General features: G+C 73.9%; 9 protein-coding genes. 7 read left to right on the forward strand and 2 right to left on the reverse strand.

Features of this window, described 5'->3' with window-relative positions:
- Positions 1-539 precede the first annotated feature (539 nt).
- From AB0O11_RS21320 to AB0O11_RS21350, 7 genes are all read left to right on the forward strand, one after another.
- Positions 540-2243 carry an acyclic terpene utilization AtuA family protein gene (locus AB0O11_RS21320; protein WP_363389137.1) on the forward strand — a complete coding sequence of 568 codons (1704 nt, stop codon included), beginning with the start codon at positions 540-542 and terminating at the stop codon, positions 2241-2243.
- Positions 2240-3838 carry a carboxyl transferase domain-containing protein gene (locus tag AB0O11_RS21325; RefSeq protein WP_363389140.1) on the forward strand — a complete coding sequence of 533 codons (1599 nt, stop codon included), beginning with the start codon at positions 2240-2242 and terminating at the stop codon, positions 3836-3838. The genes AB0O11_RS21320 and AB0O11_RS21325 overlap by 4 nt, the downstream gene beginning before the upstream one ends.
- An 11-nt stretch (positions 3839-3849) precedes the next feature.
- Entirely contained in the window at positions 3850-5787 is a 1938-nt protein-coding gene (locus tag AB0O11_RS21330; protein WP_363389143.1) for a biotin carboxylase N-terminal domain-containing protein, read from the forward strand.
- 12 nt (positions 5788-5799) lie between these two features.
- Complete coding sequence (locus tag AB0O11_RS21335; RefSeq protein WP_363389146.1) at positions 5800-6972, forward strand: acyl-CoA dehydrogenase family protein; 1173 nt, start codon at positions 5800-5802, stop codon at positions 6970-6972.
- 508 nt (positions 6973-7480) lie between these two features.
- On the forward strand, positions 7481-9079 hold the full coding sequence (locus AB0O11_RS21340) for a 4-coumarate--CoA ligase family protein (protein ID WP_363389149.1): 1599 nt from the start codon (positions 7481-7483) through the stop codon (positions 9077-9079).
- A gap of 114 nt (positions 9080-9193) precedes the next feature.
- A complete protein-coding gene (locus AB0O11_RS21345; RefSeq protein ID WP_363389152.1) occupies positions 9194-9814 on the forward strand; it encodes a TetR/AcrR family transcriptional regulator in 621 nt (206 codons plus the stop codon).
- Between the two features lie 148 nt (positions 9815-9962).
- Entirely contained in the window at positions 9963-12440 is a 2478-nt protein-coding gene (locus tag AB0O11_RS21350) for a SpoIIE family protein phosphatase (protein WP_363389155.1), read from the forward strand.
- A gap of 65 nt (positions 12441-12505) precedes the next feature.
- Here the strand turns inward: AB0O11_RS21350 and AB0O11_RS21355 are convergent, their stop codons facing one another.
- Both AB0O11_RS21355 and AB0O11_RS21360 read right to left on the reverse strand, forming a co-directional pair.
- Positions 12506-14077 carry an MFS transporter gene (locus tag AB0O11_RS21355; protein ID WP_363389157.1) on the reverse strand — a complete coding sequence of 524 codons (1572 nt, stop codon included), beginning with the start codon at positions 14075-14077 and terminating at the stop codon, positions 12506-12508.
- Positions 14074-14685, reverse strand: a complete 612-nt coding sequence (locus tag AB0O11_RS21360; protein ID WP_363389160.1) for a helix-turn-helix domain-containing protein — start codon at positions 14683-14685, stop codon at positions 14074-14076. The genes AB0O11_RS21355 and AB0O11_RS21360 overlap by 4 nt, the downstream gene beginning before the upstream one ends.
- Positions 14686-14819: the final 134 nt, after the last annotated feature.

The following is a 14819-nucleotide window of genomic DNA, read 5'->3' on the forward strand; positions in this document are numbered from 1 at the left end:
TCGGAAAGCCGTGTGCGGGAGAACTGCATGCACGGTTTGAAGCGGCGGGGACTGGAAACGGAGCAACGGCCACCGCGCCAGTCCCCGACCCTACTGAGGCGACACCGGCGGGCCGCCGACCGCGTGAGCGTGACACGGTGAACATGACACCGTGAACGTGGCACAGAGAATCGGTCGGCAATCGCAATTCGCCTGACGTCCGTACCCGGTTTCCGTCGTTTTCGTGGGCCCTCGCGCCGGCGCCTCGCCTCTGCCATGCAACACCCGTCGGAGTGACGGCGCAACAGCGGTGAGTGACGCACGGACCGCAGGGGAGGCGGGCGGGCGTGCGATGACGGTCCGCAGCTGGACGGTGGTGCCGCCGACTGCGGCTTCCCGTCGCCGGCTGGGACTTCCGGTCACACTCCGTGTGCGGGGAGACGGGGCCGGAATCGAATAAACAAGCAAGCGTGATTGCTTTTTTCTCTGGGCGGTGCCACGCTGCTGCCCGGCGGTGCCCGCCCGGGCGCGGCCAACTCACCGGCAGGGGAGGCGCATTGGTGCGCGACAGCGCGGTACTGCGGATCGGCAACGCCTCGGGGTTCTACGGGGACCGCTTCGCCGCGATGCGGGAGATGCTCACCGGCGGACCGCTGGACGTGCTCACCGGGGACTACCTGGCCGAGCTGACCATGCTGATCCTGGCCCGGGACCGGCTGAAGGACCCGTCGCTCGGCTACGCCCGGACCTTCCTGCGGCAGATGGAGGAGTGCCTCGGGCTGGCCCGCGAGCGCGACGTGAAGATCGTGGTCAACGCGGGCGGCCTCAACCCGGCCCGGCTCGCCGAGGAGTTGCGCGCGCTGGCCCGGCGGCTCGGCGTCGAGGCGGCCGTCGCCCACGTCGAGGGCGACGACCTGCTCCCGCGCCGGGCCGAACTGGGCCTGCCCGAGGGCCTGCTGGCCGCCAACGCCTACCTCGGCGGGTTCGGCATCGCGGCCTGCCTGGCCGGCGGCGCCGACGTGGTGGTGACCGGCCGGGTGACGGACGCGGCACTGGTCGTCGGCCCCGGGATCGCCCACTTCGGCTGGACCCCGGAGGACCTGGACGCCCTGGCCGGCGCCGTGGTGGCCGGCCACGTCCTGGAGTGCGGCGCCCAGGCGACCGGCGGCAACTACGCCTTCTTCCGCGAGCACGACGTGACCCGCCCGGGCTTCCCGCTGGCCGAACTGCACGCCGACGGCTCCAGCGTGATCACCAAGCACCCGGGCACCGGCGGCGCCGTCACCACCAGCACCGTCACCGCCCAACTCCTGTACGAGACCGCCGGACCGCACTACCTCGGCCCGGACGTCACGGCCCGGCTGGACACCGTACGGCTCACCGAGGAGGGCCCGGACCGGGTCCGGATCGACGGCGTGCGCGGCGAGGCCCCGCCGCCCACCCTGAAGGCGGGCCTCAACCGGCTCGGCGGCCACCTCAACGAGGTGGTGTTCGTCCTCACCGGCCTGGACATCGAGGCCAAGGCCGCCCTGGTACGGCGGCAGTTCGCCGAAGCCCTGCCGCCCGGCGCCCGTCCCGCCGAACTGCGCTGGACGCTGGCCCGCACCGACCACCCGGACGCCCCGACCGAGGAGGCCGCCTCCGCCCTGCTCCGGCTGGCCGCCCGCGACCCGGACCCGGCCAAGGTCGGCCGCGAACTCGGCAAGGCCGCCGTCGAGCTGGGGCTGGCCGGGTACCCGGGCTTCCACCTCACCGCCCCACCCGGACCGGGCACTCCGTACGGGGTGTTCAGTGCCGCACACGTCGACGCGAAGGCCGTCGAGCACACCGCCGTCCTGCCGGACGGCCGCCGGATCGCCGTACCCCCGCCGCCCGTCACCGCCCAGGCCCACCCGGTGGAGGGCGAGTTGCCCGAACCGCTGCCGGCCGGCCCCACCCGGCGGGCCCCGCTCGGCCTGGTGGCCGGCGCCCGCAGCGGGGACAAGGGCGGGGACGCCAACCTCGGCGTCTGGGCCCGCTCCGAGGACGGCTGGCGCTGGCTGGCGCACGCCCTCACCGTCGAAAGACTGCGCGAACTCCTCCCCGAGGCGGCAGAGCTGCCCGTCACCCGGCACCTGCTGCCGAACCTGCGCGCGGTCAACTTCACCCTCACGGGCCTGCTCGGCGAGGGCGTCGCCGCCCGCCACCGCTTCGACCCGCAGGCCAAGGCCCTCGGGGAGTGGCTGCGCGCCCGCCACCTCGACATTCCGGAGGTCCTGTTGTGACCGTCCTGCCCACCCGCGTCGACCCGGCCGGGCCCGAGTACGCCGAGCACCGCGCCGCGATGCTCGCCAAGCTGGCCGCCCTGGACGCCGAACACGCCAAGGCCCTGGCCGGAGGTGGTCCCAAGTACCTGGAACGCCACCGGAAACGCGGCAAGCTGCCGGCCCGTGAACGGATCGAGCTGCTGGTCGACCAGGACTCGCCGTTCCTGGAGCTGTCCCCGCTGGCCGCCTGGGGCAGCGACCACCCGGTCGGCGCCGCACTGGTCACCGGCATCGGGGTGATCGAGGGCGTCGAGTGCGTGATCACCGCGAACGACCCGACCGTACGCGGCGGCGCCAGCAACCCCTGGACGCTGCGCAAGGCCCTGCGGGCCAACGAGATCGCGCTGCGCAACCGCCTCCCGCTGGTGAACCTGGTCGAGTCCGGCGGCGCCGACCTGCCCAGCCAGAAGGAGATCTTCATCCCCGGCGGAGCCCTGTTCCGCGACCTCACCCGGCTCTCCGCCGCCGGAATCCCCACCGTGGCCGTGGTGTTCGGCAACTCGACGGCCGGCGGTGCCTACGTGCCCGGCATGTCCGACCACACCGTACTGGTCAAGGAGCGGGCCAAGGTCTTCCTCGGCGGCCCGCCGCTGGTGAAGATGGCCACCGGCGAGGAGGCCGACGACGAGTCGCTCGGCGGCGCCGAGATGCACGCCCGCACCTCCGGCCTGGCCGACCACGTGGCGACGGACGAGGCGGACGCCCTGCGGATCGCCCGCCGGATCGTCGCCCGGCTCGGCCACCGCAAGCCCGGCCCCGACCCGGACCCGCTGGCCGAGCCGCCGAAGCACGACGAGGAGGAGCTGCTGGGCATCGTCCCCGGCGACCTCAAGGTGCCGTTCGACCCGCGCGAGGTGATCGCCCGGATCGTCGACGGCTCCGACTTCGACGAGTTCAAGCCGCTCTACGGCACCAGCCTGGCCACCGGCTGGGCCCGGCTCCACGGCTACCCGGTCGGCATCCTGGCCAACGCGCAGGGCGTGCTGTTCAGCCAGGAGTCCCAGAAGGCCGCCCAGTTCATCCAGCTGGCGAACCAGCGGAACACCCCGCTGCTCTTCCTGCACAACACCACCGGCTACATGGTCGGCAAGGACTACGAGCAGGGCGGCATCATCAAGCACGGCGCGATGATGATCAACGCGGTCGCCAACTCCACGGTCCCGCACCTGTCGGTGCTGATGGGCGCCTCGTACGGGGCCGGCCACTACGGCATGTGCGGCCGCGCCTTCGAGCCGCGCTTCCTGTTCGCCTGGCCGAGCGCCAAGTCCGCGGTGATGGGCCCGCAACAGCTCGCCGGGGTGCTGTCGATCGTCGCCCGGCAGTCCGCCGCGGCGAAGGGACAGCCGTACGACGAGGACGCGGACGCGGCGATCCGCGCGATGGTCGAGCAGCAGATCGAGGCCGAGTCGCTGCCGGTGTTCCTCTCCGGCCGGCTCTACGACGACGGCGTCATCGACCCGCGCGACACCCGTACGGTGCTCGGCCTGTGTCTGTCCGCGATCCACAACGCGCCGGTCGAGGGCGCGCGCGGCTACGGCGTCTTCCGACTGTGAGGGAACGCGTGATGACTTCCACGACTTCGATCGGCAACCTGCTGGTCGCCAACCGGGGCGAGATCGCCCGCCGGGTCTTCCGCACCTGCCGGGAGCTCGGCGTCGCGACCACCGCCGTCCACTCCGATCCGGACGCCGGCGCCCCGCACGTGCGCGAGGCCGACGCGGCCGTCCGGCTGCCCGGTGCCGCGCCCGCCGACACCTACCTGCGCGCCGACCTGATCGTCCGGGCCGCGCTGGCCGCCGGGGCCGATGCCGTCCACCCCGGGTACGGGTTCCTGTCGGAGAGCGCCGACTTCGCGCAGGCGGTGCTGGACGCGGGCCTGGTCTGGGTCGGCCCGCCGCCGGCCGCGATCGCCGCGATGGGCTCCAAGACCGCCGCCAAGCGTCTGATGGCCGAGGCCGGGGTGCCGGTGCTGGGCGCGCTCACCGAGCCCACCGAGGCCGACCTGCCGCTGCTGGTCAAGGCCGCGGCGGGCGGCGGCGGGCGCGGCATGCGCGTCGTCCGAAGCCTGGCGGACCTTCCCGGCGAACTGGCGGCCGCCCGCGCCGAGGCGGCCAAGGCCTTCGGCTCGGACGAGGTGTTCTGCGAGCGCTACCTGCCCGCCGGACGGCACGTCGAGGTCCAGCTGCTGGCCGACGCCCACGGCACCGTCTGGGCGGTCGGCGACCGCGACTGCTCGCTGCAACGGCGGCACCAGAAGGTGATCGAGGAGGCCCCGGCCCCCGGCCTGCCGGCGGAGGTCCGCGCCGAACTGCACGCGGCGGCCCGCGACGCGGCCAAGGCGATCGGCTACACGGGCGCCGGCACCGCCGAGTTCCTGCTCGCCGAGGACGGCCGGTTCTTCTTCCTGGAGATGAACACCCGGCTCCAGGTCGAACACCCGGTCACCGAGGCGGTCACCGGCCTGGACCTGGTGGCGCTGCAACTCGCCGTCGCCGAGGGCGCGCAGCTGCCGCCCGAGCCCCCGGCCCCCCGCGGCCACGCGATCGAGGCCCGGCTCTACGCCGAGGACCCGGCCAAGGACTGGCAGCCCGCCACCGGCACCCTGCACCGGCTCGAACTCGCACTGCCGTACCAGGAGTTCACCGGCGCCGGGCTCCGGCTGGACTCCGGCGTGGAGGCCGGCAGCGAGATCACCCCGCACTACGACGCGATGCTCGCCAAGGTGATCGCCTGGGCGCCCACCCGCGCCGCCGCCGCCCGTCGGCTCGCCGACGCGCTCGCCCGCGCCCGCATCCACGGCCCGGCCACCAACCGGGAGCTGCTGGTCCGTGCGCTGCGCCACCCGGCCTTCCTGGCCGCGGACCTGCACACCGGCTTCCTGGCCGAGCACACGGCCGAACTCACCGCCCCGGACAGCAAGGGCGTCGAACGCGCCGCGCTGGCCGCCGCCCTCGCCGACGCCGCGGGCCGCCGCGGCGCCCTGCCCTCCGGCTGGCGCAACCTGCCCTCCCAGCCGCAGTTCAAGCGCTACCGGGCCGAGGACGGCGCCGAGTCGGCGGTCCGCTACCGGCACACCCGCAGCGGGCTGCTGGCCGAGGACCACCCGGAGGTCGAACTCGTCGAGGCCGCGCCGGACCGGGTCGTGCTGTCCGAGGACGGGCTCCGGCGCACCTACCGCGTCGCCCGGTACGGCGACCGGGTGCACGTCGACACCCCGGCCGGCGGCACCGCGCTCACCGCCCTGCCGCGCTTCCCCGACCCCACCGTCCGCACCGACCCCGGGGCGCTGCTCGCCCCGATGCCCGGCACCGTCGTCCGGGTCGTCGCCGCCGTCGGGGACCCCGTCACCGCCGGCCAGCCGCTCCTGGTGCTGGAGGCGATGAAGATGGAGCACCGCGTCGCCGCCCCGGCCGACGGCACCCTCGTCGAACTGCGCGCCACCCCTGGCCGGCAGGTCGAAACCGGCACCCTGCTGGCCGTTGTCCAGCCCACCGAAGCCTGAGGAAGGACCCGAATGTCCAGCATCGGCAGTCAGCTCCTGGAGACGCCCGAACGCCAGACCCTGCGCCGGGCCGTCGGCGACCTCGGTCGCCGCTACGGGTCCGCCTACTACCTCGCCAAGGCCCGGGCCGGCGAGCCCGCCGAGGAACTGTGGGCGGAGGCCGGCAAGGCCGGCTACCTCGGCGTCAACCTGCCCGTCGAGTACGGCGGCGGGGGCGGCGGCATCACCGACCTCGCCATCGTCCTGGAGGAACTCGGCACCGCCGGCTGCCCGCTGCTGCTGCTCATCGTCTCCCCGGCGATCTGCGGCACCGTGATCGCCCGCTACGGCACCGAGGAGCAGAAGCGCCGCTGGCTGCCCGGCCTGGCCGACGGCAGCCGCAAGATGGCCTTCGGCATCACCGAACCGGACGCCGGGTCCAACGCGCACCGGATCTCCACCGTCGCCCGCCGGGACGGCGACGACTGGGTGCTGACCGGCCGCAAGGTCTTCGTCTCCGGCATCGACCACTCCGACGCGGTGCTGTTCGTGGCCCGCACCGAGGACGCTCGCACCGGCAGGCTGAAGCCCTGCCTGTTCGTCGTCCCGCGCGAGACCCCCGGCTTCGAGTACCGGGCGATTCCGATGGAGATCGTCGCCCCGGAGAAGCAGTTCCAGGTCTTCCTGGACGACGTCCGGCTGCCCGCCGACGCCCTGGTCGGCGACGAGAACGCGGGCCTGCTCCAGCTCTTCGCCGGCCTCAACCCCGAGCGCATCCTCACCGCCGCCTTCTCGCTCGGCCTCGCCCGCCAGGCCCTCGGCAAGGCGGTCGAGTACGCGAAGACCCGCACCGTCTGGTCCACCCCGATCGGAGCCCACCAGGGCCTGGCCCACCCGCTGGCCCAGTGCGCGGTGGAGATCGAGCTGGCCCGGCTGATGACCCAGAAGGCCGGGCTGCTCTACGACGCGGGCGAGGACATCGCCGCCGGGGAGGCCGCCAACATGGCCAAGTACGCCGCCGGCGAGGCCGCCGCCCGTACGGTCGACCAGGCGGTGCAGACCCTCGGCGGCAACGGCCTGACCCAGGAGTACGGGCTGGGCGCGCTGCTGGCCGCCACCCGGGTCGGCCGGGTCGCCCCGGTCAGCCGCGAGATGGTGCTCAACTACGTGGCCCAGCACACCCTCGGCCTGCCCAAGTCGTACTGAGTCACCGAGCCGCACTCAGGTGAGTGAACGCCACGGTGTCGTCCTGACATCCGGTGCGGCGGGCCGAGCCTGCCGCCGCAGGTGAGCAGCCGCGGTTCGGCGCGGTCGGTGGCGCCGTGGACCGGCGCGTCCGGGAAGTCCCGCTTCGGGAACACCCGGACGGAGTCCACGGTGGACACCGCCGTGCGCCGGTCCTCGTGGTCCACCCCGACGGTGCCGTGGGCACCCGGCGCGGTGAGGGCGGCCGGGGCGGCGGTGGCGCGGTGGCGGTGAGCAGCCGGCGGCCGGCGGCAGGGGTGTGGGGTCTCGCGGCGGGGGTGCTCCAGGGGCGGGCGGCCGTGGTGCACACCGTCCTGCCGGGCGCCCCCGGGGACCAACTGCTCCACCCCCGGTTCCCCACAATGGCCGAGCCAGGCCCCTGACTGTCCGTATGCTCCTGAACGCGCCCCGCACCGAATTGCGCACACCGGTTTTGTTGCTGCGTCAACTTCCTTACTGGAGGCTCACCTTGGTGTTCCGAAGCGAGTTCCCCGACGTCCCCGTGGTCGACCTGCCGATCCACGAAGCGGTGCTCGGCGCCGCGGCGAGGCACGGCGACCGTCCGGCCCTGATCGACGGCCTCACCGGCGAGAGCATCAGCTACGCCCAACTCGCCGCCGCCGTCGAGCGGGTGGCCGCCGGGCTGGCCGAGACAGGCGTGCGCCGCGGTGACGTCGTCGCCCTCTTCAGCCCCAACTCGACCGCCTACCCGATGGCCTACTACGGCGCGACCAGGGCCGGCGCCACCGTCACCACGGTCTCCTCCTTCGCCACGCCCGTCGATCTGGCCGGCCAGCTGCGCGACAGCGGCGCCCGCTGGCTGGTCACCGTCTCCGCCTTCCTGCCGACCGCCCGTGCGGCTGCCGAACTGCTCGCCGAACAGGGCCGCCCGCTGGCCGAGATCGTCGTCCTGGACGGCGCCGAGGGCCACCGCTCGATCACCGACCTGCTGGCCGCCACCGGTCCCGCCCCCGAGGTCGCCATCGACCCCGGCGAGGACATCGCCGTGCTGCCGTACTCCAGCGGCACCACCGGCCTGCCCAAGGGCGTGATGCTCACCCACCGCTCGATCGCCACCAACCTCGCCCAGTGCGACGCCCTCTACCGCCCCGCCGAGGGCGAACGGGTGCTCGCCGTCCTGCCGTTCTTCCACATCTACGGACTGGCCGCTCTGCTCAACCAGCCGCTGCGCTGCGGCGCCACCGTGGTCGTGCTGCCCCGCTTCGACCTGGAACAGTTCTGCCACTCGATCCAGGAACACCGGGTGCAGGCGCTGGTGGTCGCCCCGCCGATCGCCCTCGCACTGGCCCGGCACCCGATCGTGGAGCAGTACGACCTCTCCTCCGTCGAGTACCTGCTGTGCGCCGCCGCCCCACTGGACCACGAACTCGCCGACGCCTGCGCCCGGCGCCTGGGCCTGCCGCACCTGCTCCAGGGTTACGGCATGACCGAGCTCTCGCCGGTCACCCACGTCGTCTCCCCGCGCGAGGGCGACCCGCCGCCCGGCTCGGTCGGCCGGATGGTCCCCTCCACCGAGCTGCGGATCGCCGCCCTGGACGGCTCCGACGGCGACCTCGGGCCCGGCGAGCGCGGCGAGCTGCTGATCCGCGGCCCGCAGGTGATGAAGGGCTACTTCGGCCGCCCCTCCGAGACCGCGGCGGTGGTCGACGCCGAGGGCTGGCTGCACACCGGCGACGTCGGCTTCGTGGACGAGCGCGGCTACCTGCACATCGTCGACCGGGTCAAGGAGCTGATCAAGTACAAGGGCTACCAGGTCGCACCCGCGGAGCTGGAGGCCGTCCTGCTCGGCCACCCGCAGATCACCGACGCCGCCGTGATCGGGGTCCCGGACGCCGAGGGAACCGAGTGCCCCAAGGCCTTCGTGGTCCGCGCCCCGGGCAGCGCCCTCACCGCGGAGGAGGTCACCGGGTACGTCGCCGGACACGTCGCCCCGTACAAGAAGGTCCGCGCGGTGGAGTTCGTGGACGCCGTCCCCAAGTCCGCGGCCGGCAAGATCCTCCGCCGTGAGCTGCGCGCCCGTGAGGCCGCGCGCGCCGCCGTCCGCTGACCGGCCGGGGCCCACCCCGGCGGCCGAAGACCGGCGCCCGTCTGTGAGGATCTTCCCGTCGCGCCCCGACGGGGACCCGCCGCGCCCCGACCGGAACAGGAACCGCCCGCCGCCATGACCAGCCACCCCGCCGCCCGCACCCCGCAGCAGGACCGCAGCCGAGCGACCAGGGCCCGGCTGCTCGCGGCGGCCGTGGACTGCCTGGCCGAGCTCGGCTGGCACGGCTCCACCGTCGCTGTCGTCGCCGAGCGGGCCGGGGTCTCCCGGGGCGCCGCCCAGCACCACTTCCCGACCCGCGAGGACCTCTTCACCGCGGCCGTCGAGCACGTCACCGCCGAGCGGCTGGCAGCCGTCCGCGCCCACGCGGACGAACTGCCGGCCGCCGGGCCGGACCGCACCCGGGCCGTGGTCGACATGATCGTGCGCCTCTACACCGGCCCGCTGTTCCGCGCCGCCCTGCACCTGTGGACCGCCGCCGCCACCGAGGAGGCGCTGCGCGAGCGGATCATCGCACTGGAGGGCCATGTCGGACGGGAGGCCCACCGGGCCGCCGTGGAGTTCCTGGACGCCGACGAGAACCGCCCCGGGGTGCGCGAATCGGTGCAGGCCACGCTGGACCTCGCCCGCGGACTGGGCCTCGCCAACCTGCTCACCGACGACAGTCACCGACGTTCCGGAGTGATCCGGCAGTGGGCGGCCGTTCTGGAGAGTACGCTGCGGCCGGTACGCCCATGACGCCCGTACAGCCGGAGCGGCCGGACGCCCCCTGACCAAGGGGTCGCCGGGCGGTCGATGTCCGTGCAGTCTGGAGAAGAACCCCGGCCGGCACGGACCGCGAGGCCCACCCGGCCGGGCACGAGCCGAACCGGGGTGCTGCCTGATCATGCACGGACACGAGTGGGACGCGACCGCCGCCGACCCGGTGCCGGACGATGCCGCGGCACGTCCCGAGGGCGCCCGCCCCGAAGGCCATCGGCTCGTCCCGCTCGCCACGGCGCTGCTCCAGGACGACGGACTGATCCTGCACTGGAGCGAGGACGCCGAGGCCCTGCTCGGCTATTCCGCGGAGGAGGCCGTCGGCAGCTATGCCGCCCGCCTGCTCACCGACGAGTCCGAACGCTCCGAGGTGCTCGGCCTCTTCCAGCGGATCATGAGCAGCAGCGGCTGGTCCGGCGTCTTCCCGGTGCGCCACCGCGACGGCCACAAGGTCGACCTGGAGTTCCGCACCTACCCGATCGCCGGCCCGGCCGGCACCCTGCTGCTGCTCGCCACCGCCTCCGACACCCGCGCCCTGCACGCCGTCGAGGCCGACCTCGCGGTACTGGACGGCATCTTCGGCCGCTCACCGATCGGCATGGCCGTCTACGACACGGAGCTGCGCTACATCCGGATCAACGAGGCGCTGGCCCGGATGAACGGGGTGCCGGTCGCCGCCCACCTCGGCCGCCGGATATCCGCGGTGCTGCCCGGCATCAACAGCACCGAGATCGAGCAGATCATGCGCCAGGTGCTGAGGACCGGCAAGCCCGTCGTGGACGCCCGCTCGCACGGCCGGGTCCCCGGCGATCCCAACCGGGACCACGCCTGGTCCGCCTCCTACTTCCGGCTGGCGGACTCCACCGGCCGGATCTTCGGGGTCTGTTCCTCGATCATCGACGTCACCGAGCGCTTCCAGGCCGAGGCCCGCGCCGCCCGGGCCCAGGAGCGGCTCGCCACCATCGCCGAGGCGACCGCCCGGATCGGCACCACCCTCGATCTCCAGCGCACCGCCGAGGAACTGATCGAGGCCGTCGTCCCGAGGTTCGCCGACTTCGCCACCGTCGACCTGCTGGAGCCGGTGCTGCGCGGCGCCGAGCCCACCGCGATCCCCTCCGACCGGAACGTCACGCTGCGCGCCGTCGCCGTCGGGGAGTCCTACGAGACCGGCCTCGCGCACGCCGTGGACGTGGTCGGCGAGGCCTCCGAGTACGCCCCCGACCGCAGCTACACCCAGTGTCTGCGCAGCGGGAAGCCGCTGCTGCGCGCCTACGTGGACGAGGACGTGCTGCGCGGACTGGTCTCCAGCGAGGACCGGGTGGCCCCCGGGATGGCGGCGGGCATCCACTCGTACCTGATGGTGCCGATCACCGCCCGGGGCATGGTGCTCGGCGGCTCCGAGTTCATCCGAATGCGCAACCTCGAGCCGTTCACCGCCGCCGACGTCGCCCTCGCCGAGGAACTGGTCGCCCGCACCGCGCTGGCGCTCGACAACGCCCGGCTCTACCGCCGCGAGCGGGAGACCGCGCTCACCCTCCAGCGCAGCCTGCTGCCGCAGGAGGTGCACCGCACCCTCGGCCTGGAGATCGCCTACCGCTACCTGCCCAGCAGCGTGGTCAGCGAGGTCGGCGGCGACTGGTTCGACGTGGTGCCGCTGTCCTGCGGGCGGGTCGCCCTGGTGGTCGGCGACGTGATGGGCCACGGCATCCGGGCCGCCGCCACGATGGGCCAGCTGCGCACCGTCGCCCGGACCCTCGCCACCCTCGACATGCCGCCCGAGCAGGTCCTCACCCGACTGGACGAGACCGCCTCCGGAATCGGCGAGGGCCAGTTCGCCACCTGCATCTGCGCGGTGTACGACCCGCTGGAGCGCACCGTCCAGGTCGCCTCGGCCGGCCACCTGCCGCCGGTCCGGGTCGCCCCCGACGGCACCGCCGCCAGGGTGGAGGTGCCGCCCGGGGTGCCGCTGGGCGTCGGCGGGGTGGCCTTCGAGTCGATCGAGTTCACCATTCCCGAGGGCGGCATGGTCGCGCTCTACACCGACGGCCTGGTCGAGCGGCGCGGCCAGGACCTGGACGCCGGGATCGACCTGCTCGCCCGCACCCTGGCCGGACCCGGCCGGACCCTGGAGGAGAGCTGCGACGCCGTTCTCGGGGCGCTGGTCACCGACGGCACCGAGGACGACATCGCGATGATCATGGCCCGGGTGCTGCCGCTGCCCGCCGACCGGATCGCCGCCCTGCCGCTGTCCGGCGGCGGCCGGCTGCCCGGCAGGGCCCGCCGCTTCACCCGCGCCACCCTGGAGGCCTGGGGCCTGTCGGCGCTCACCGACTACGCGGAGCTGCTGGTCAGCGAGCTGGTCACGAACGCTCTGCTGCACGCGGACGCGCCGCGCCGGCTGCGGCTGTTCCGCGACCGGGTGCTCACCGTGGAGGTCTCCGACGCCGGCGGCCAGACCCCGCAGCTGCGCCCGTTCGCCGAGCAGGACGAGGGCGGGCGCGGCATGTTCCTGGTCAGTGAGCTGGCCCAGCGCTGGGGCACCCGGCTCACCCGGGACGGCAAGGTGGTCTGGGCCGAGCTGGAGCTGCCCTTCGGGGCCTCCTAGAGAACGATCGTTCCGCAGACGAGAACGGCCGTTCCCGCTGGGGGAACGGCCGTTCTTGTGTGCCCTTACGCGTCGACCTTCGGCTGCGCGGTCGGCGCGTCGACCACGCCGTCCGCCGCGGCCGCCGGCTCGGCCTTCGGGTCGGACAGCCCTCGCAGCAGCCGCCAGGCCATCACGGCCGCACCGACCAGCAGGACGGCGGCCAGCAGCCCGGCGTTGTTCATGCCGTGGACGAAGGCCTCCCGGGCGCTCGCCAGCAAGGGCCCTGCGAGCTCCGGCGGCAGGCCCTGCGCCGCCTCGACGGCCGAGCCCAGGGATTCGCCGGCCCGGGCGGCGGCCGCCGGGTCGGTCCCGGCCGGGACCGAGAGCCCGCTCGCGTAGATCGAGCCGACCACCGAGCCCACCAGCGCGATGCCGAGCGCGGTGCCCAGCTCGTACGCCGTCTCCGAGACCGCCGAGGCGGCGCCGGCCTTGTCGGCCGGCGCGGCGCTCAGCACCAGGTCCGCACCGAGCGTGTAGACCACGCCCTCGGCCGTCCCGACCAGCAGGAAGGAGGCGGCGAGCAGCAGGTAGGCGGTGTCCTGCGCCAGCCAGCCGAGCACGCCCACGCCCAGACCCATCGCCAGCAGACAGGCCGTCAGTGCCTTGCGGGCGCCGAAGCGCCGGGCGATCAGGGCGGTCAGCAGGCCGCCGACCACCGAGCCCGCGAAGGCCGGCAGCTCCGCCAGGCCCGCCTGGAGCGGCTGGTAGCCGCGGACCAGCTGGAGGTACTGCGAGACCACGAAGATCACGCCGGAGAGCCCGACCAGGGAGATCAGCGAGGCCGAGACGGCCGCCGTGAACCGCCGGTCGCGGAACAGCCGGACGTCGAGCAGCGGGGTCTCCAGCCGCAGCTGGCGGCGGACGAAGACGAACAGCGCCGCGGCGCCCAGCACGAAGGCGGTCGGCACGTCCCAGCGGTCCACGCCGTGTGCGGCGGCCTCCTTGATCGCGTACACCACGCCGATCACGCCGGCCATCGACAGCAGCACGCTCAGCACGTCCCAGCGGCCCGGCGTCGGGTCCTTGGACTCCGGCAGCAGCCAGGCGCCGGACACCAGCAGCAGGATCAGCACCGGGATGTTCAGCAGGAACACCGAACCCCACCAGAAGTGCTCCAGCAGCACTCCGCCGACCACCGGTCCGAGGGCGGCGCCGGCGGTGGCGGCCGCGCCCCAGATGCCGATCGCGGTGGCCCGCTCCCGGTCGTCCGGGAAGAGGCTGCGGATCAGCGACAGCGTGGAGGGCATGATCGTCGCCCCGGCCACGCCGAGCAGTGCGCGGGCCAGGATCAGCCAGCCGGGGCTCGGCGCGTAGGCGGCCAGCAGCGAGGCGGCGCCGAAGGCGGTGGACCCGGCCAGCAGCAGCTTCTTGCGGCCGATCCGGTCGCTCAGGGCGCCCATGCTGACCAGCAGGCCGGCCAGCACGAAGGAGTAGGAGTCGCCGATCCAGAGCAGCTGGGTGCCGCTGGGGCGCAGCGTCTCGCTGATCGACGGGATGGCGAGGGAGAGGACGGTCGCGTCCAGGGCGACCACGGTCACGGCCAGGACGAGGACGGCGAGGCCGGTCCAGCGCTGGCGGGCGGTCAGGGTGTTCATGGTTTATCGGTGTCCGGCCTGTGGTCGGAGGTGCTGTGGGCAGTGGGAACGGGGGTATGGGCGTCCGGTCTGCGCAGCGCGCCGCCGAGGAACAGCTCGGCGAGCGAGAAGGCGGCGTCGCGCGGGGCGAGCCGGCCGTCCTGGATGGACCAGCCGACGCCGGCCACCAGGTCGAAGAAGGCCTCGCTCAGCCAGGCGGCGCTCAGCTCGATGCGGAACACGCCCTGCTGCTGGCCGCGCAGGAAGAGCGCGTGCAGCCGGGCGATCTGCACCTCCCAGAGGTCGTTGATGTCGTCGTGCTCGTAGAGCTGGTTCTCGCCGGCCAGGAAGGCGCAGAGCATGGCGTCCGGGACGGAGGCGTCCACCAGGCGGCGCAGCGCGGCCTCGGCGTCGCCCTGCTCGACCTCGGCGGTGTCCAGTGCGGCGGCGAACCGGCGCAGCCCGAGTAGGCCGACCTCGCGGATCAGGGCGTCGCGCCCCGGGAAGAGCCGGTGCAGCGTGGCGCGGCTGATGCCGGCGGCGCGCGCGATCTCGTCCAGGTGGGCGGTCGGGCGGCGGGAGAGCACGCCGACGGCGGCTTCCAGGACGGTGTCGCGATCGGTGGCCATGGACCGAGTTTAATCCATGTGAGACATCAATGTCTCATTCTTTTGTTCGAGCTCTCAAATGATGCGCAGGATCTCGGTGGCCGGGCAGCAAAAAACCGGGGACGGTGGGTACCGTCCCCGGTCTTCGGGGTGCC

It is taken from the genome of Kitasatospora sp. NPDC093102 (assembly GCF_040683915.1).
In the GTDB taxonomy this organism is placed as follows: Bacteria; Actinomycetota; Actinomycetes; order Streptomycetales; family Streptomycetaceae; genus Kitasatospora.